The 18261-nt window shown below is 63.5% G+C and carries 11 protein-coding genes; 7 read left to right on the top strand and 4 right to left on the bottom strand.

The features are described from left to right. Positions 1-33 precede the first annotated feature (33 nt). On the bottom strand, positions 34-1293 hold the full coding sequence (locus tag C2L71_RS00580) for a DEAD/DEAH box helicase (RefSeq protein ID WP_239926183.1): 1260 nt from the start codon (positions 1291-1293) through the stop codon (positions 34-36). A gap of 330 nt (positions 1294-1623) precedes the next feature. Beyond that, on the bottom strand, positions 1624-2616 hold the full coding sequence (locus C2L71_RS00585; protein WP_103263846.1) for a CPBP family intramembrane glutamic endopeptidase: 993 nt from the start codon (positions 2614-2616) through the stop codon (positions 1624-1626). A 313-nt stretch (positions 2617-2929) separates the two neighbouring features. On the opposite strand from C2L71_RS00585, the gene C2L71_RS00590 reads away from it, so the two are divergent. From C2L71_RS00590 to C2L71_RS00610, 5 genes are all read left to right on the top strand, one after another. After that, positions 2930-3784 carry an ABC transporter ATP-binding protein gene (locus C2L71_RS00590; RefSeq protein WP_239926185.1) on the top strand — a complete coding sequence of 285 codons (855 nt, stop codon included), beginning with the start codon at positions 2930-2932 and terminating at the stop codon, positions 3782-3784. A gap of 13 nt (positions 3785-3797) precedes the next feature. Further along, the gene (locus C2L71_RS00595) at positions 3798-5384 is read left to right on the top strand and encodes an ABC transporter permease (protein WP_103263847.1); all 1587 of its coding nucleotides are present in this window, start codon (positions 3798-3800) and stop codon (positions 5382-5384) included. 92 nt (positions 5385-5476) lie between these two features. After that, positions 5477-5974 carry a GntR family transcriptional regulator gene (locus C2L71_RS00600; protein WP_103263848.1) on the top strand — a complete coding sequence of 166 codons (498 nt, stop codon included), beginning with the start codon at positions 5477-5479 and terminating at the stop codon, positions 5972-5974. Then, positions 5974-7089, top strand: a complete 1116-nt coding sequence (locus C2L71_RS00605) for a DUF1648 domain-containing protein (protein ID WP_103263849.1) — start codon at positions 5974-5976, stop codon at positions 7087-7089. The genes C2L71_RS00600 and C2L71_RS00605 overlap by 1 nt, the downstream gene beginning before the upstream one ends. 122 nt (positions 7090-7211) lie before the next feature. After that, positions 7212-9098: an ABC-F family ATP-binding cassette domain-containing protein gene (locus C2L71_RS00610; protein ID WP_103263850.1), complete on the top strand. Its 1887-nt coding sequence runs from the start codon at positions 7212-7214 to the stop codon at positions 9096-9098. A 110-nt stretch (positions 9099-9208) separates the two neighbouring features. On the opposite strand, the gene C2L71_RS00615 is transcribed toward C2L71_RS00610, so the two are convergent. Further along, positions 9209-10363 carry a helix-turn-helix domain-containing protein gene (locus C2L71_RS00615; protein WP_103263851.1) on the bottom strand — a complete coding sequence of 385 codons (1155 nt, stop codon included), beginning with the start codon at positions 10361-10363 and terminating at the stop codon, positions 9209-9211. Positions 10364-10653: 290 nt separating this feature from the next. After that, a complete protein-coding gene (locus C2L71_RS00620) occupies positions 10654-15351 on the bottom strand; it encodes an isopeptide-forming domain-containing fimbrial protein (protein ID WP_103263852.1) in 4698 nt (1565 codons plus the stop codon). Between the two features lie 552 nt (positions 15352-15903). Here C2L71_RS00620 and C2L71_RS00630 point away from each other — a divergent pair. After that, complete coding sequence (locus C2L71_RS00630; RefSeq protein ID WP_103263854.1) at positions 15904-17085, top strand: winged helix DNA-binding domain-containing protein; 1182 nt, start codon at positions 15904-15906, stop codon at positions 17083-17085. Positions 17086-17435: 350 nt separating this feature from the next. Beyond that, complete coding sequence (locus tag C2L71_RS00635) at positions 17436-18227, top strand: HAD family hydrolase (protein WP_103263855.1); 792 nt, start codon at positions 17436-17438, stop codon at positions 18225-18227. Positions 18228-18261 lie beyond the last annotated feature (34 nt).

Consider the following 18261-nt stretch of genomic DNA (forward strand, 5'->3'; position numbering starts at 1 on the left):
TGAACGAGCGCACTGCCGAGAGCGTGCCCTTGGTTACCGGCGGCGCATGCCTCCTCGACCGCCTCGTCCCCCGCGTCCGAACTTGATGGAGCGGGAGAACGCCGAGGCGCTCATGTTCTTCGGTGCTGCGACGAAGCGCTTCTCGAGCGCATCTTCGGCTTGCGAGTTGTCGTAGCTGTCGATCTTCAGGTGGGGGATCGTGGTGCCGATGAGCTTCTCGATATCGCGAAGCGACGCCTTGTCGTCGGGCGTGACGAACGTGATGGCGAAACCCGCTTCCCCGGCGCGACCGGTGCGACCGATGCGGTGGACGTAGTCTTCGGGCGATTCCGGCACATCGTAGTTGATCACGCGCTCCACCTGCGAGATGTCGATGCCGCGCGCGAGCACGTCGGTGGCCACGAGCACTTCCAGCTTGCCGTTCGTGAACCGGTCGAGCGCCTGCTGGCGCTTCGCCTGCGTCTTGTCGGAATGGATGGATTCTACCTTGAAGCCCGCCTCGCGCAGTTGCCGCGTGCATATGTCGGCGCGGCTTTTCGTGCGGGTGAACACGATGACCCGACGGGCGCCCTTTTCCTCGAGCAGCGCTCGCAGCAGGGCGGGCTTGCCCGTTTGAGTAATGGGCATGATGAATTGATCAATGGTGTCCGCAGTTTCGCCGCGATGCGCGATCTCGACAAAGGCGGGATCGTTGAGGATGGAGCTCACGCTGCGCATGACCGCACGGTCGATGGTGGCCGAGAACAGCAGCGTCTGGCGCTCTTTCGGCGTAGCGGCAACAATCTTTTTCATGGTAGGCCAGAATCCCATGTCGAGCATGCGATCGGCCTCGTCGAGCACGAGGATTTCGACGTCGTCGAGTTTCACGTCGCGCCGCTCCATGAGATCGAAAAGCCGGCCGGGCGTCGCAACGAGGATGTCGACTCCGCGTTTGAGCTTCTCGATTTGATTCTTGTACGGCATGCCGCCCACAATGGTGAGTACCCGATGCTTCGAGTTTTTCGTGAGCGCGGCGCACGCATCGTCGATCTGCTGAGCAAGCTCGCGCGTGGGAGTGACGATGAGGGCTTTGGGCGCGCCCGGCCGCTTGGCTCGGCCGATGCGCTCGATAATGGGGAGCGAAAACGCCGCTGTCTTGCCGGTTCCCGTCTTGGCAGCGGCCACTACGTCGCGCCCGGCGAGGGCGAGCGGGATAGCCTGCTCCTGAACTGGCGTGGGCTCGGTGTAGCCCAGCTTTTCGATGGCGGGCAGAGTCGTCTCGGTCAGGCCGAGGTTTTGAAACGATGTGGTCACGCTGTTCTCCGAACCGTATGCGTCTGACGTTGCGCGCTTGCTGCGCGCCCGCGGCTTTACCTGCGCCGTTGTCGTCCGCATGCGGGACGAGCGTCAAGGGAACGGAACCGTAAAGCCTATGTTTGCCAGTATGATGCTCGATCAGCGGCACCGCTGTCCAAAAAGCCTCAAAGCGCTCGAATTAAAGAGGAAAACCACAGGTGGGCGCGCTACGCTATGCGCGGAACGCGGCTCTGTCTGAACCCGTCGTCTCCGCTTCGCCGTCGGTGGGCGCGCTACGCGATGCGCGGAGCGCGGCTCGAGCAGCAGCGCCTTTCACGGCTTCGCAGCTCAGTTGGTTTGCTGGCGAAGTTCTGCGTTCTGCGCGAGGTCGGCCTTCGTCATGCCGTCGGGGAGGCCCGCTTGCGGCATGTTCAGCGTGCCGGCCTTCTCACGACGATGCAGGTCCCAGAGCATCAGAGCTGCCACTGCGATGAAAGCGCTGCCGCCGACGATGCCGGTGGAGAGTGGTCCTACGAAGGGATTGCCGCCGGTGGCCGAGAAGAGCACGACGGCGTTCAGGAAGCCGTTGACGGCCCCGTGCCCGATGGCGGCGGCCAGACAGCTGCCTGTGCGCACGGTGACGTACGTGAGGAAGATGCCCATCACAATGCAGAACGCACACATGGCGGCGATACCTGCGAACGGCCAACCGGGATAGTCCACGCCGTAGTTGTGCCCGATCACCGTCAGCGGCGCGTGCCAAAGCCCCCAGATCACGCCGGTGACCAGCAGTGCCGGCACGATGCGCAGCTTGGCGGACACCTTTGGCACCAGGTATCCTCGCCAGCCCCATTCCTCGCCGAACGTGGTGAAGATGTTGAGCGCGGGCGCCAAGAGCACGGCGAAGGGCAGCTGCATGAGCAGCATCGAGCGCAGCGCATCAACGGGTATCTGCGCGGCTCCGGCAGCTTCCATCTGTTGCTGCGCGGTACCCAGCATGAGCGACATCGAGGGATCGAAGTCCTGCGGGAATGCGAGGAAGTACACGGCTGCGCCCACGACGGCCAGCGCCGGCGGGCCGAACCATGCCACGAGGAACCATGGCAACGACTTCTTAAATCCGCGCGGTTTGATGACGCAATTTTTGAATCCCTCGCGCGTGATGAGGCGCGTGATCAGCACGCCGATGGCGGGGAAGACCATAGCCCCGCCGGTGACGAACTGCGCCGCGACCGGCGGGATGCCGACGAGCGCTCCCGACGAGACCGGGTATACCACTCCGAATTCGTACGCCCACGTCAGAAAAAACGTGACTCCTAAAAAGATCAAGATGCGCTTCATTGTTCCTCCTCGCTTTCGGAGCGCACGGCCGCGCGTTGTGCGGCTGTGGTACGCTTCATCGTTCCTCCTCGCTTTCGCAACCGAGATGCGTTTTACGTAAACCCTTGTTCGTGCGTACCGATGTTTTACGTGAAACATCGGTACGGGTCAATCGGAGGCTTCGCCGAGTACTATAACCGTGCAGCGCATCCGGGCCCGACTTGTTCGTTCCGTCCCTTGCATCTTTGTTCCATCTGTTATAGCATAAATATAACAAATAGTCGCGGAGGGGTCAACGACCGCGAACGGTTCAAGGATAGCGAAAGGATCTCGTATGAACGAGCAAGAGAAGAAGGCCGCTTCTGCAACCTGCGCTGTCGTGCCCGGCAGCCATGCGACTCCGATAACCCGCGCCGTCGCATCTAGCAACCATAGGGCACCGGTGCTTTCAGTCAACCACGTGGTCAAGACGTTCGGCGCGAAGCGCGCCGTGGACCACGTGACGCTCGATGTCATGCCGGGTGACATCTTCGGATTCATCGGCCACAACGGCGCCGGCAAAACCACGCTTATCCGCGCCATCGTAAGCGTAACGGGCTTCGACGAGGGCGACATCCGCATCGCGGGCCAGTCGGTGAGGACCGACGCGCTCGCGTGCAAGCGCATGACGGCCTACGTGCCCGACAACCCCGACATCTACGAGTTCCTCACGGGCATCCAGTACCTTAACTACATCTCGGACGTCTTCGAGGTGCCCATCGATGTGCGCGAGCACCGCATCCGCGAGCATGCGGACCGGCTGAACCTCACTGCTGCGCTGGGCGATCTCGTGTCCTCGTACTCTCACGGCATGCGTCAGAAGCTCGTGCTCATCGGCGCGCTCGTGCACGAGCCGACGCTGCTCGTGCTGGACGAGCCGTTCGTCGGCCTCGATCCCGAGGCGTCCTTCCACGTGAAGGAGATGCTGCGCGAGCTGGCCGGTCGCGGGTCGGCCGTGTTCTTCTCGAGCCATGTGCTGGAGGTGGTGGAGAAGTTGTGCAACAAAGTGGCCATCATCAAGCAGGGCACGTTGCGCGCGTGCGGCCCGACGGCCGAGGTCGTCGGCGACGAGAGCCTGGAAGACGTGTTCCTAGACATGATCGACCGCGCTGCGCCCTCCTCCGTTACCGACGCTGTTGGCGCGCGGTAGGGGGGCGATAGCCATGCGTTCCTTCGTGCTTCTGCTGAAAATCCAACTGCTGGGATTGTTCAGCATCAACAAGACGCTGCACGCCGATCCGGCGAAAGCGAAGCGCACGCTGGCCGTCGCGGCGCTGGTCGTGATCGCCGTGGTGCTGTTCGCCGCCATGTACTCGTCGGGCGTGGCGCAGGCGCTCGTTCAGATGGGGCTGCCCGAGGCCATCCCACTCGTCGCGGTGCTCGTCGGCGCCGTTGCCGGCGCGGTGGCGGCGTTCCTCAAAACGAACGGCGTGCTGTTCGGCTTCAAGGACTACGACCTCGTGATGTCGCTGCCGGTACCCATCTCGTCGGTGGTGCTTTCGCGCGTCGCGTCCCTGTACGCCATGAGCCTCCTGTTCGGCCTGTTGGCGATGGTGCCGGCCTTCGCCGTGTACGCAGCACATGCAGGCGTGACTGCGACGGGCGTCGTTTGCATGGCGCTATCCGTGGTGCTGGCGCCGCTGCTGCCGCTTGCGGTGGCCATCGTGCTGGCCGTGCTGATCGCGGCGGTGTCGGCGCGTTTCAAGCACGCGAACATCGTGGTGATTGTGCTCACCCTGGCGGCCACGTTGGCGGCCGTGTTCGGCTCGCTGGCGTTCTCGTCGCAGGCCGACGATATGGCGGCTATGACCGCGTTGGGCACTCAGCTGACGACCCAGCTGGCATCGGCGTTCCCGCCTGCCATGTGGGCTGCTGCGGGCATCGTCGAGGGCGATCTCGTGCAGTTCCTCGCCTTCGCCGTCGTGAACCTCGTGGCGGCGGGCGTGGTGCTCACGCTCGTCGTGCGTCTGTTCGTGCCGGTGAACACGCTGCTCATGTCGTCGCGCCCGCGTGGGACCTTCTCGTTCGACGATAAGGGCGCCAGCGCGAAATCGAGCACGCCGCTGCGCGCCCTCGTGATCAAGGAGGCCCGGTTGCTGGTGGCCACGCCCATCTACCTGATGAACGCCTGCATCGGCTACGTGCTCGTGTTCGTGGCGGCCGTCGCCGTCGCGGTGGGCACGGCGACGGGCATAATGTCGCTCGACCTGCTGCCTCCCGAGCTTGCGCCTCTTTTGGGCGCGATTGCTCCCTGGGGGCTCGCGTTCTTCTGCAGCATCTCGTCCACGACGGCCGCATCGGTGTCGCTCGAAGGCTCGGCACGTTGGCTCATGCTGACCGCGCCGGTTCCCGCTTCCACGGTGCTTGGCGCGAAGGCGGCTGTCAACCTGCTTGTCGGCGTGCCGTTTCTCGTGCTGTCCGCCCTGCTCATCGCCGTGTCGTTGCCGCTCGACGCGCTGTCGATTGTGGCGTTGTTCGCGGTGCCGCTGGCGGCATGCCTGCTGGCGACGTTTCTGGGGCTCGCGCTCGACGCACGTCGTCCGCGCTATGACTGGACCACCGTGTACGAGCCGGTCAAGCGCGGCATGCCCGTGTTCGTCGTGGTGTTCGCCGGCATGGGGTTCGCCTTTGTCGGTATGGCAGCTGCGACGTTGTTGGGTGCGCCGGCGTCGTTGCTGATTGCCCTCGTCGCGGGCGCGGGCTCGCTTGCGCTGTATCGCGCCACGGTGAAGCGCGGGCTTTCGGTGTAAGGATCGTCGGCTCGACGAGGGAAAGGATGTATCATGAGCGTGACCAATGAAGCGTTGCCGGTGCGTTTACATCCTGGTGAAGGAGGGTCTGCATGGTCATCCGCATAGATCAGAAGTCGGAAGAGCCGCTGTATCTGCAATTGCGCGGTCAGATCATCGCGGCCATCGCTCGCGGCGAGCTCGAGCCCGGAGCCGCATTGCCCTCCGTGCGCGCGCTGGCCAGCGACTTGGGAATCAACCTGCACACGGTGAACAAGGCGTACGCTGTGTTGCGCGACGAAGGATACGTGCTCATGCGCGGCCGTTCGGGCGCCTACATTGCCGACCCGTGCGAAGACGACCGGGCCGATCGTGCGCAGATTGAGCTGGCGAAGATGGAGGACGGCCTGTTTGAGTTGGCGCTGGCGCATCGCGCGCGCGGCGGCAGCTGGGGTGAGTTCCTGGAATGCGCGCAGCGCCAAGCCGCGCGCGCCTATGGGGCGGGCGCGCGGTCGGACGTGTCAGACGCTCGCGCATCGAACGAGGCGCACGATGCGGGGGCCGACGGCGCCGTGTCGTGCGAGCCGGTGCTCGGGGGAGGTGCGTGGTAGTGGAGGGATTCGATCTGACGGCTATCATGCTGGTCACGTCGTTGCTCGTTCCGATTATCGGCGCGTTCATGGCCGCGACCCCCTATCTCATGCGGCGCGGCGAGGTGTTCGCGGTCACCGTTCCCACGTCCGAGCAGAACGACCCGTACGTCAAGGCGCTCAAGCGCCGCTACGCGGTCGTCGTCGGCGCGGCTACGGCTGCGTTCACCCTGGCGGGGTTCGCCTGCGCGGCTGCGGGCAACGTGGACGGCGTGATGGGCGTGCTGATCGTCGGGTCGCTCGGGCTGACCGCGGGCGGCTACGGGCTCATGCTGGCGTACCGGGCGAAGATGACCGCGTACAAGAACAAGCACGGCTGGGAGGCCGATGCGCAGGAGTCCGTCGCGGTGGTGGGCGAACAGCCCGTGCCCCACGCCGTCTCGGTGAAGTGGAACCTGCTGTACCTGCCCGTCATGCTGATCACATTCGCGGTGGGCGCGATCGGCTACGCGCACATGCCCGACCAGATCCCCATGCACATGGACTTCGACGGCACGGTGAACCGCTACGCCGAGAAGACCCCGATCATCCTGTGGATGCCCGTGCTCATCCAAGCCTTCATGGGCTTGTGTTTCGCATTCTCCCACTGGACCATCGCCCATTCGAAGAAGTGGGCCGAGCCTGGCGCGCCGGCAACATCGGCGCTCGCATACGGCCTGTTCGCCCGGGCGCAGAGCATCTACCTCGTGGTGGGCGGCCTCGTGATAGCGGTGGCGATGATCGCCATGCCGCTGTCGTTCATGAACCTGATCAACTTGGGGCAGGCGGGCGTGCTCGTGATGATCGCCGCGCTCGTGCTGTGCATCGGCGGCATGGCAGTGAGCGTCGTGTACGGCCAGGCCGGTTCGCGCGTGTTCAAACGCATGCAGACGTCCGACCGACTGCTCGTGGACGACGATCGGTACTGGAAGTTCGGCGTGTTCTACTTCAACCCCGACGACGCCAGCCTGTTCCTGCCCGAGCGGTTCGGCGTGGGCTGGACGCTCAACTTCGCGCGTCCAGCTGTGTGGGCCATCGTCGTCGGCGGGCTTGTGCTAACGGTGGCGTTCGTTGTGGCGGTAATGGTGCTGTTCTGAGGGATGTCCGCCCGGGAGAACCTGCTAGCTGAAACCCATCTTTCGCTCAGTCCTTGTGTTCGCGCTTGCGCTTTCGGTAGGCTATCATGAAAGGCGATCGTGCGAATGCGAAGGATGGATACATGGCGTTTCTGCTGGGTTGCGAGAAGGTGCGGGTGGAATTCCCCACGAAGACGGTGTTCGACAGCGTGTCGCTGGGCGTGGAGGAGGGTGACCGCATTGGCATCGTGGGCCGCAACGGCGACGGGAAGTCCACGCTGCTGAACTTGCTGGCCGGCACGTTGGATCCCGACGACGGGCGCGTGCTGAAGAACGGCACGGTGCACGTGGGGGTGCTGGGCCAGGCCGACGCGCTGTCCGACGACGACACCGTCGAGCGCGCCGTGGTGGGCGACCTGCCGGAGTACCAGTGGGCGGGCGACGCGCGCATTCGCGACATCATCGCGGGGCTGGCCTCCGACATTCCGTGGGACGCACGCGTTGGCACGCTGTCCGGTGGGCAGCGCCGCCGGGTCGACCTTGTGCGGCTGCTCATCGGCGACTGGGATGTGCTGGCGCTCGACGAACCCACGAACCACCTGGACGTGCGCGCCATCACGTGGCTGGCCGGACACCTGAAAACGCGTTGGCGCGCGGGGCAGGGTGCACTGCTGGTGGTGACGCACGACCGCTGGTTCCTCGACGAGGTGTGCACGCGCATGTGGGAGGTGCACGACCGCGTGGTCGACCCGTTCGAGGGCGGCTTCTCGGCCTACATCATGCAGCGCGTGGAGCGCGACCGTTTGGCGGCGCTGGCCGAACAGAAGCGCCAGAACGACCTGCGCCGCGAGCTGGCCTGGCTCTCGCGCGGGGCGCGGGCGCGCGCGACGAAGCCGAAGTTCCACGTGGCCCTGGCCCAGGAGCTCATCGCCGACGTGCCGCCGCTGCGCAACGAGCTGGAGCTCAAGCGCATGGCCATGGCGCGCCTGGGCAAGCAGGTGGTGGACCTGGAGCACGTGACCGTACGCTTCGACGACGGGGAGGGCTCCAGCCGCGCCGTGCTGGACGACGTGGACTGGATCATCGGCCCCGGCGACCGCTACGGCATCGTCGGCGAGAACGGTGCGGGCAAAACAACGCTTCTGCGGGTGGTCCAAGGTTTGCAGAAGCCGAGCGCCGGCCTGGTGAAGATAGGGAAAACGGTGCGCTTCGCCGTGCTGTCGCAGCACTTGGACGACCTGGCGCGCTTCGGCGACGACCGCGTGCGGCAGGTGGTGGGCCGCTACAGCCGCCGCACGATGCTGGATGGCAAGGAGATGACGCCCGGCCAGCTGCTGGAGAAGCTGGGCTTCACGCGCGCCGATCTGAACGAGCCCGTGAGCGATCTGTCGGGCGGCCAGAAGCGCCGGCTGGCGCTCATGCTCATTCTGCTGGACGAGCCGAACGTGCTCATCCTCGACGAGCCAGGCAACGACCTGGACACCGACATGCTGGCCTCGGTGGAGGACCTGCTGGACGGCTGGCCGGGCACGCTGCTGCTGGTCACGCACGACCGCTACCTCATGGAACGCGTGACCGACCACCAGTTCGCCCTGCTGGACGGCAAGCTGCGCCACCTCCCCGGCGGCGTGGAGGAGTACCTGCGGCTGACGGAGCACGCGGCCGGTGCCTCCCAGGGTACCCAAAGCGGCCGCGCGTCCGGCGCCCTTCCCTCTCGAGCGGCCGACCGCGCCGCAGGCCAAAGCCCCCAGCGCGCCGCCGATCAGGGTGACTCCGAAGTCGAAGCCGCCTCCGAGCCCCGTCTCACCGGCGGCGAGATTCGCACGCTGCGCAAGCTCATGCAGTCGAACGAGCGCAAGACGGAGACGCTCAACGGCAAGATAGAGGACGTGCGCGCCCAGATGGCCGCCGCCGATCCGAGTGACTTCACTGCCCTTGGCGATTTCCAAGCGCAGATCAACGACTTGCAATCCCAAGTGGACGCCCTCGAGGAAGAGTGGCTCGAAGCCGCCGAGAAGCTGGGAGAGTAAGGCGCTCGGATCGCCGAGCCTGCGCCCGTTCGTGCAAAGCGCCCAAGCGCCGCGAGTGGGCTATCGCACGCCGTCTCGCTTGGGACGGCGTGCGCCTCTTCAGTGCTGCGCTACTTCAACGTGGGCTGGTCGGAGGAGTTTTCCGGCTGCTCGGGACCGCGCGCCCAGGGGTCTTCCTTGGCATCGCTCTGCGCGTACTTCAGCCAGGCGTCCTCCTGCTTCGCCTCGGCTATCCAGTCGTCCTGCGACTTGCCCAGCACACTGCCGATCATCCACACGATGCCGCAGAGGATGCCGCCCACCACGAACGCGATCCAGCTGATGGCGAACCCGCCCTGACCGGCGCGGATGGCGTCCTTCAGGGCGTGCTTGTCGATACCGTCCCAGCCGCCCACCTGATCGAACAGCGGCACGAAGCCCCACACAAGGAATACGATCAGCGCGAGCAGCATGATACAGCCGCAGATCACGCCCATGACGCGTTCGGCGCGCACCTGCTCGGGTGACTTCACCACGGCGGTGGGTGGCAGATCGGCGCCGAGGTTCTGGCGGTGGGCGATGTAGGTGAGCTCGGACAGCTCGTACTTCGACTTCTGCATGCCGGCCCAGATGAGGATGCCCACGGCGACGGCAAGGACGAACATGAACGGCGCGACGATCAGTTCGTCCAAACGGACGCCGCGCACGAGATCGAGTGAACTGTCCTCAGATGAGAGGCCGATGAGCATGATCACGTCGAGCAGGATGAGCCCCACGCCGCCGGCGATGAGCAGGGGGAAGCGACGGCTGAACCGCTCGAGAACATCGGCGGCGTAGCGCGGCTCGATGGCGGGATTACGGCGCTTGAACTCGCCGTGGTTAAGGCTGCCCACGATGAGGGCGACCACGCCCACCACCACGAACGACAAGAACGCGACGGTCTGGATGTTGCTCGGCCATCCGAGGGCGTCTAGGAGCACCTGCACGCCAACGCCCATGAGAATGCACGCCACCCCGAGCGCTATCGATAGGTCGAAGCGGTTCATATGGCGGTCGTAGCGCTCGGTGTCGTTCTCCTTCGTCACGTGCACGCTGCCGCGCATGAGGTCGTCGAGGTTCGTGTGGAACAGGTCGCAGAGCGCCAGCAGCTTGTCCATCTCGGGATAGTTCGTGCCGGCCTCCCATTTGCTGACGGTCTGGCGCGACACGCCCAACTGCTCGGCAAGGCTCTCCTGCGTCACGCCGTAATGCTGGCGCAGGTAGACGAGGTTGTCGGCGAAGCTCATGGTAGGTTCCTTTCATTCCGTGAATGCATCATACCCGAAAGCGGTGTGGGCGTCCGATTGAAGCCCCTGTATGCTTTGGCGGCTTGTATGATGCAGGCGCAGGAGCGCGCGCTCCACCAATCTGGTGTTGCGTTTAGCGATTTTTTGCGCACGTTCAGGTTGCGGAAGCTGTGACCTGGTATTTTGCGAGGCTTCGACGGAGATGAGAAACTGTTGCGGCGGCGTGGGGCGTCGCGGGAGGGTCATCGCCGGGGAAGGGCTCTGCCCGCCCCCGGTGATGACCGGTTTGACTAGCGCTGCGTCCGCTTGCTGCGGCGCGCCGCCAGGATGGCAGTCGGCGCGGCGATGGCGGCTATGCCCGCCAGTCCTGCGAAGACGAAGGGCGGTAGATCGCCGGTGCGCGGCTGGTCGCTCTGCGATGCTGTCGGCGTCGCCTTCGTCGTGTCGAGCGGCTTGGTCTCCGGGTTCTGTTCTGGGGTTTGCCCGCCGTCGGTCGGCGGCGTCGGCTCCGGTTCGGGGTTGGGCTTCGGGTTGTCGGGGGGTGCCGGATCATCCGGGGGATCCGGTTCGGTTGGAGGATCCGGGTCGGGATCGGGCTTCGGCTTCGGGTCGACCGGGGTGGTCACCTCGTTGGTCTTGACCTCGGCGGTACCGCCGTTCAGGAAGAGGCCGCCGACGTTGGTCACGTCGGTTCCGGCTGCTGAATCGTCCACGACCACCTGGAACGTCGCCGTGACTATCGAGCCCGCTCCGACGGAATCGAACGTCCATGCCAGGCCGTCGCCCTCAAACGATGCCGCGCCCGCCACCTCGACGCCGTCAAGCTTTGCGGTGGGCGCTCCCTTCAACTCGCCGCCCTCGGCCGGGACAAAATGCGTGCCCGTCGGGGCCGCATCGCGCAGGACCACCTTCTGAGCGGACGTGGACTCGTTGGTGTAGCCGAGCGTGTATGTGAGCACGTCGCCCGGGTAGGCCCGTCCGGCGGTTGCGGTGCCCCCAGCCACCGACTTCGATACGGCCGGCTTCGGGTCAACGGGGGTGGTAACTTCGTTGGAATCAACAGTCACGCTGCCGTCATCCACGACTACCGTGCCGGTGTTTGCAATCGTGCTACCAGCGACTGCATCATCATTCACGACCACCTGAAACGTAACGACAGCCTCTTTACCCGGCTGAAGGACGGGGATGTCCCACGTCACGGTGTTGCCAGCGGTGCTTGCTGTCCCCACAACGTTGATGGTAGGGTTGCCTGTGCTGTTAGCTAGGGTGGTTCCCATCGGCGCGGCATCGCTGATGCTGACCTTCTGATCCTGTGACGTGTCGTTCGTGTAGCGCAGCTCGTAGGTGAGCACATCGCCGGGATAGGCGTGCTGGCCGGTCCCTTGGGTGCCGCCGGTAACGGCCTTCTTGAGCACGGGGCGAATGCGGTTTTGCACCGTGTTGCTTGAAAAGGGGGTGTCGGTGCTTGTGGCTGCATCGCGCACGGCTGCATCGCCTTGGTTCTCTATCTGGCCTTTCGCATCGGCCTTCACCACCACCTGGAACGTCGCCGTGGCGGTTTGGCCCGATGGAACGTTGGCTTTCCAGGTGATAGAACCGGTCCCCGTGTCGACGGTGGCGGCATCTGTTACTGGCGCGCCGTTCACCTCGATATTCGGGTTCCCAGCCAGACCGCCTGCACCGGCGGGCGCAAGCGTTGTTCCGGCGGGTGCAGCGTCTTCCAGCACGAGTGGATGAGTTTCCGTTGCTTCGTTGGTGTAGGAAAGCGTGTAGGTGATTGTGTCGCCCGCTTTGACCCAGGTGTCGAAATCGGGCGCATTCGATTTGATGAGCTTCGGTTCAATCAAGCGTGTCGTAACAGGAGGCGCGCTCAGCGTCGAGTCATTGGGGTTATGTGCGACGCCGTCTATCTTTGCGTAGTACGCGGCCTGGTTGTATTCCTCGGCATCGGGTGAGGGCAATGTCGATGGCGCCCTCATGGTCACGTACACTCCGATCGCCTGTTGCAGGGGGATGGCATATTCGCTTCCATCGGTTGCGTGTGAAAGATCTACCGCAAGCCCCTTGATGTCAGCGGGGTTCGAAGGTTTTACCGTGGTCCATGCCGCAGGAACGGCGCGCATTCTGGTGTCGTCCGCGGTGAAGTAGGGTGCGTTCTCTTCGGTGGTGTAATAGACCACAGGAGCAATACCTCTGATGGTGGCGTTGCTTAGGTCGATACTTTCAAACGTTCCGGTCCAGGTGGATTGTTTACCGTCGACGCTTGCCTTTCCAAAGTTGTTGAACAGAATAGCGTTGCTAATTTGCTTGGAACCGCTGATAAGACTCATGCGGAAAATATAAGGCTGGCCAATGAGCACGGAAGCGCTCTGGGAGAATAAGGCATCGTCCACAAAGGTATCGGGTTTGACGAAGTTGGTGAGCCCATCGCCATATGATATTGAATGCGAAAGCGTGACGGTGTCGGCAGCATACATCGTGTTGAGCAGGTTTTCATCAGGGCCAGCGGGCTTTTCGGCAAGGTTATAGAACGCTGAGTTACCATGGGCGTCCTGCACATCTTCGAGCACCGGGTTCTCGCCGGTATCGGGGCAGCGCATGTCGTCGCGAGATCGGTCGCTGTAACCGCCGACGAGTGCGCCCTCAGCCTTCTGGAAGGCGGCGTTGTTCTTTGCGCCGTTTACCAGTCCGGCTTCGGAGAACGGTACAGCCATCCACAACTTGACGGTGAAGCCGGATACCTTACCCGAAACGGCGACGTAGGAGTCTTTCGTTTGATAGCACCTGAGACTTTGTTGAACGTTCTTTCCGGGTGCGAGTCCTGAATCGACTTCGATCTTGACCATTTGGCGGCCCGTTCCCCGATAGTTATCGATGACGGATACCTGCACATCGCACGGAGCTGTGGTGCCCGAGTAGTCAAGCAGCCGCCCAACCGAGGGAGCGCGAGCAGAATCCGTTGCCAGATAGGCACCTCGCGGCAGCAGATCGTAGAACACTACGTTGTCGAGCGATGCCGAGGGCAACCCCTTTTCCACCAGCTGATCATACTGCTCTTGGGTGAGGGAGGACGAGGAGCGGTAGCCGCTGACCGCATCCATCTGATATTCCGTATAGGCAATCCCATTCATGCTGTCGGTAGTGCCGGTAGCGAATTTTCCAAAAACGGCATCGCCGATGAGTGATTTCAAGTCGAACATCTTATTTGCTCGGAGAAGGTATTTCCCGTAGGTGGCAAAGTCGTACTGCGGCAGCCCCAAACTTTGGGAATCGCCGCCATAGTTTGCTTCAGTCAGAGAGGTATCAAGGGCTGCACCGCTTGATACGCTGGGTATCAGTCCGCAGAAGTTGTTGAGGACGAGGACGGACTGTGCGGGATCGTTCAGGTTGCGCAGGTTCGTATAGGCTGGTGAGTCGTGCTTCAGTGAGTAGTTGACCTTGAGTTCTACATCAATGGAGTCTTGAAAGACGGCCGGCAAATCTATCTTGACGGCGTAGGCTCCTTCCGGGATGGGGATGTCGTTGACGTAGTTCTTGCGATTGAACGAGTAATCAGTAGGAGCGCTCCATGCATCGCCCCCGCTCTTTGTCTTGTACGATACGGATAGCTTGATGCCCGGATACTGGGCATCAAGATTGCTCACAAAGGTTTTGCTTCCTGTCAAACGGTTGGTTATATAATTGGTGAGAGCTACCGAAACGTTGTTAAGGCTACAGTCGTCGGGGGAGAGACGAACCATATCGCCGGTGGCGGCGCCGCTCGTATGCAGGTACATCAAATCGTCGACAAGCGTCATGCCAATGCGCTTAGACTCGTCCGTATCAGGATACTGAGGGTCCCCTGTTTTGGGATAGTATCTGCCTTTTCCGGTCACCGTATATAGAAGGCTGTCTGCATCTATGCCCTGATCCAGAAGGGAGAGCGCCTTTTCGTATCCGTCAGCCTGCCCGGTTGTTCCCCCTTTACTAAGGTCGAACATCTCACCGTTCTTTATGTAGTCGAAACGGTAATCTTTCCACGTGTAGGTGGAGGTAGCGGTTTTTGAGGTTGCTGGGTCTTTACCGTCGGCTGGCGTGACCGTGCAGGTAAACGTTGCCGGATAGGACAGCGTGTCGGGATCGCCTGCGTTGCGAGGGTAGGCGACGAGGAACTTGTAGTACTTCTTCGACTTGCTCAGGTACGATATATTCCTTGTCTCGTCCTCGGTCACGTCGCAGCTCAGGGATTTGCTGCTTGGGTCGTAGGTCATTCCCGACGAAGAGGCATGGATTAACGTACCACCGCTTGCAACGGAATCAAGCTGCACCTTGAGCGAATACGGTTGGTTGTAACCGGCATCGGGTGCGTATGCGAGTGTCGTGTACATAACATAACGGTAGTGGAGCGTATCAAGCGTGTAGCCGCCCGTGGGCTCTGGCATCGTTGAACCCCATTCGAAGACGCTCTTCGTCTGATTGGCGGGGAAATAGAAGTCATCCAGAACCGTTTGCGTATCCGTTATGTACGTAAGCGGTTGGGCGCTCACGGTTTGAGTCGTGCCGGCATCGTCGGGGAACGATCCGGTGGCGGTGACGTTAGCAGCGCTCCCGTCCTCGATCTTGATGGGGTCGACCGTGAACGCTACTTCGATGGAAACGCTTAGCGCCTGATTGAGGTCGCGAGCGTTGCGGATGACGCAGTCGCTGCCTTCAACCTGATAGTAGAAGGGCACATCGGGGGTAGCTGCGTCCGGGTTCTGGCCGATGCCGATATTGGTGGGCTGGAGCGTCACGCTGGTTCCGTCGCGATAGTTGCCTAGCACCATGGGGAGGTGCACCTCCACCTCGTCTTTATCGTATGCGGCGGAATCGAGGGCGATGTGCAGGCGGTATTTCATCACGAAGGTGCTTGGCGAGCCCGTCGACCGCGTCAAGGTGGCGCCGCTATCCGATTCGGTCGTGCCGGGCAGGTTCTTGGTGGTGTCGTCCCAGGCGAGGTCGAGGGACATTGCGCGCGACCCCGCTTTCGGGCCGGGGGCGGAAAGGGGATTGCTCACGAACGCTTGTGCGACCTTAGGATTGATTACCGAATTGGAGCCGGTGTCAAGGCCGTCGGGGGGGGGTAGCTTATTCCGGGATCCTCGACAGACGGTGTGTTTTGCCTGTTCGCGGTCTTTTCGGAAGAGTTGCTCTCGCTTGCCGTAGTAGCTGAGTCCGTCTCGAAAGCGCCGTTGTCGGTTGCGGCATCGGCGCGCGCGGGCATGGTTCCCAGGGGAAGGCACAGCAGGAGCGCGAGTGCAATGAGCCACACCTTGGAAGCCGTTCCAGGCAGCTTTCTTAAGATGCTCCCAGTAAAACCGGTGTGCTGCATGGTTCGCTCCTCTCCATTATTTGATCCAAATTCTTATTATGGCACAAATATTTCATGAGTGCTTCCCGGGGTGTGGGTCGTGTTTTGGTTTTCGGAGAACTTCTGCGGGGGCTGCGGGGCCATCGCGTTGCGGCGAGCGGCTTTCGTTTGGTAAGGTGGGCTCCAATAACCACTCAAGGAAGCGGCTGCGATGGAAGAAACAAGTGCTGAGCAGGTGCGGAATTTTCGATTGCACGCGCACCATCTGGACGCGTGCTACGGCAAGGACGACGTGATCGCAGCAATCAGCGCCTGCGGCATGCAGAACTCGCCTCCGGGCGCGTGGGAGGCCGCGCTCTTCAATCGCGTGCCCGCGTGCGGGGCGGCGGATCGCGACCGCCTGCTGCTGGAGGAGCGGACGCTCATGCAGGCATGGAGCTTTCGCGGTGCGCCCGTCGTATTCCCGGCGGCTGACAGCGCCGCGTTCCTGTCGGCGCTTGCGGCGGAGGGCGACGAGCCCTGGATCTACACGCGGGGCATTGGGCTGGCGCTCGACTTTCTGGGCGTGGGGTTCGACGAGCTGCTGGCCTTGCTGGAGCAGGTCATGCCGCAGCTGGATGGGCAGACGGTGGCCGGCAAGGTGGCGCTCGACCAAACGCTGGCCGCATGGATAGAGCCGCTGCTGCCCGAGCGGAAGCGCTCCTTGTGGAACGAGCCGTCGATGTACGGCAGCCCCGACAAGCAGACGGTGGGCGGCGCGGCGGTGTCGTTCCTGCTGCGGCCCTGCTCCTTCAAGGGCCTGGTGGTGTTCGGCGCGCGCGAGGGGGCTAGCCCCACGTTCACGTCGTACCGCTCCTGGCTTGGCCGTCCCCTGGTGCCCGACCCGGACGCGGCCCGCAAGCTGGTGCGGAAGTTCCTCCACTGCTACGGGCCGTCCACTCCCGACCGGCTGGCCGCGTGGCTGGGATGCTCCGGCGCCCAGGCGCGGCGGCTGTGGAAGGCGGCCGCCGACGAGATGGAGCCGGTGACGTTTCTGGGCAGGAAGACGCAGGTGCTGTCCGCCGACCGGGAGCGCCTGCTCGCGCCGCAGCCGCTCGAGCGCGAGCTGCTGTTGCTGGCCGCGCACGACCCCTACCTCGACCAGCGCGACCGCGCCGTCCTGCAGCCGGACAAGACGCTGCAACGCCGGATATGGCGCACAGTGGCCAACCCGGGCGCCATCGTGTATTGCGGCCAGGTGGTGGGTACGTGGACCGGCACGAAGAAGGGCGTCGGCCTGGAGGTGAAGGCGGACTGGTGGGACGATGCCGTCGATGAGCGCCAGGTGCGTGCCCTCGCCGAGCAGCACGCCGCCTTCCGCGGACTTGGGCTGGCGGGGTTCGAGAGGGTCTGACGTCCCACACGCGCGAAAGGGGTCGTTCGCCTCGGCAAAGGGACGCGGCCGTTAGCCCAAGATGCGGCTGCTCGCCCAAGATGCGGCCGCTCGCTTCGGCTGCAGGCGATCCCTGTAGCGGGCGGTCGCCCAGTTGTCGGCTTGTTCAAATTCCTGCAAAGTCTCGGTGGAGAAACGATGTGGCGCAGAAGAGGGCCGTACAATGGCCGGGAAAGCGAAGGTGACGCGGTGCGCGCCTCGGACGGCGGCGGGGCTTCGGGCGCGGCTTCGACGGCAGCCCACCCCCGGAGACAACCCGCCCTGGCGGCGGCCTGCCGCCGTCCCGCGCCCGCGCCCAGAAGGAGGTTCCCATGCTCAAGCTCATCGCCAGCGATATGGACGGCACCATGCTCGACGCGAACGAGTGCGTGCCCGACGGCACGTACGAGCTCATCCTGCGCTTGCGAGAGGAGGGCATACGGTTCGCGGCCACGTCGGGGCGACGCTTCGACACGCTGTGCGAGCTGTTCGAGCCCATCGTGGACTGCATGGACTTCGTGGCGTCGAACGGCGCGCAGGTCATTGTGGAGGGCGAGCTGGTGGACCTCGAGGTATTCTCGCATGCGGCCGTGAAGCGGCTGGCGCGCGTGGTGGACCTGTTTGACACCATGCACCTGGCGCTGTTCGACGAGACGCGCAGCTACCTCCTGGACGATGAGGCGCGCTTCGAGCGCGAGGTGGACAAGAACCTGCCGAACCCTGTGCGCGTGTATGCGGTGCCGTCGCCCCAGGTGAACATCTTGAAGGCGTCGGTATACTGCGACGAGGACGTTATGGATATGGCCTACATCCTCACGCGCGAGCTGGACGACGACTTCGTGTTCGCACCGTCCGGCCGCAAGTGGATCGACGTCATGCAGCGCGGCGTGAGCAAGGCCACCGGCGTGAGCCAGGTGCTGGATGCCCACGGCATCCGGGCCCACGAGATGATGGCGTTCGGCGACTCCATGAACGACTACGAGATACTGCGCATGGCCGGTACGAGCGTGGCCATGGGCAACGCGCGCTACGCCGTAAAGCAGATAGCCGATAAGGTCATCGGCACGAACGTGGACCACGGCGTGCAGGCCGAGCTGCGCCGTGTGCTGGAGGGGCTGGGCTAGGCTGCCAGGTTGGACTGCCGATGTCGCAAGCCGT

This window comes from Enteroscipio rubneri (assembly GCF_002899715.1).
Classification (GTDB): Bacteria; Actinomycetota; Coriobacteriia; order Coriobacteriales; family Eggerthellaceae; genus Enteroscipio; species Enteroscipio rubneri.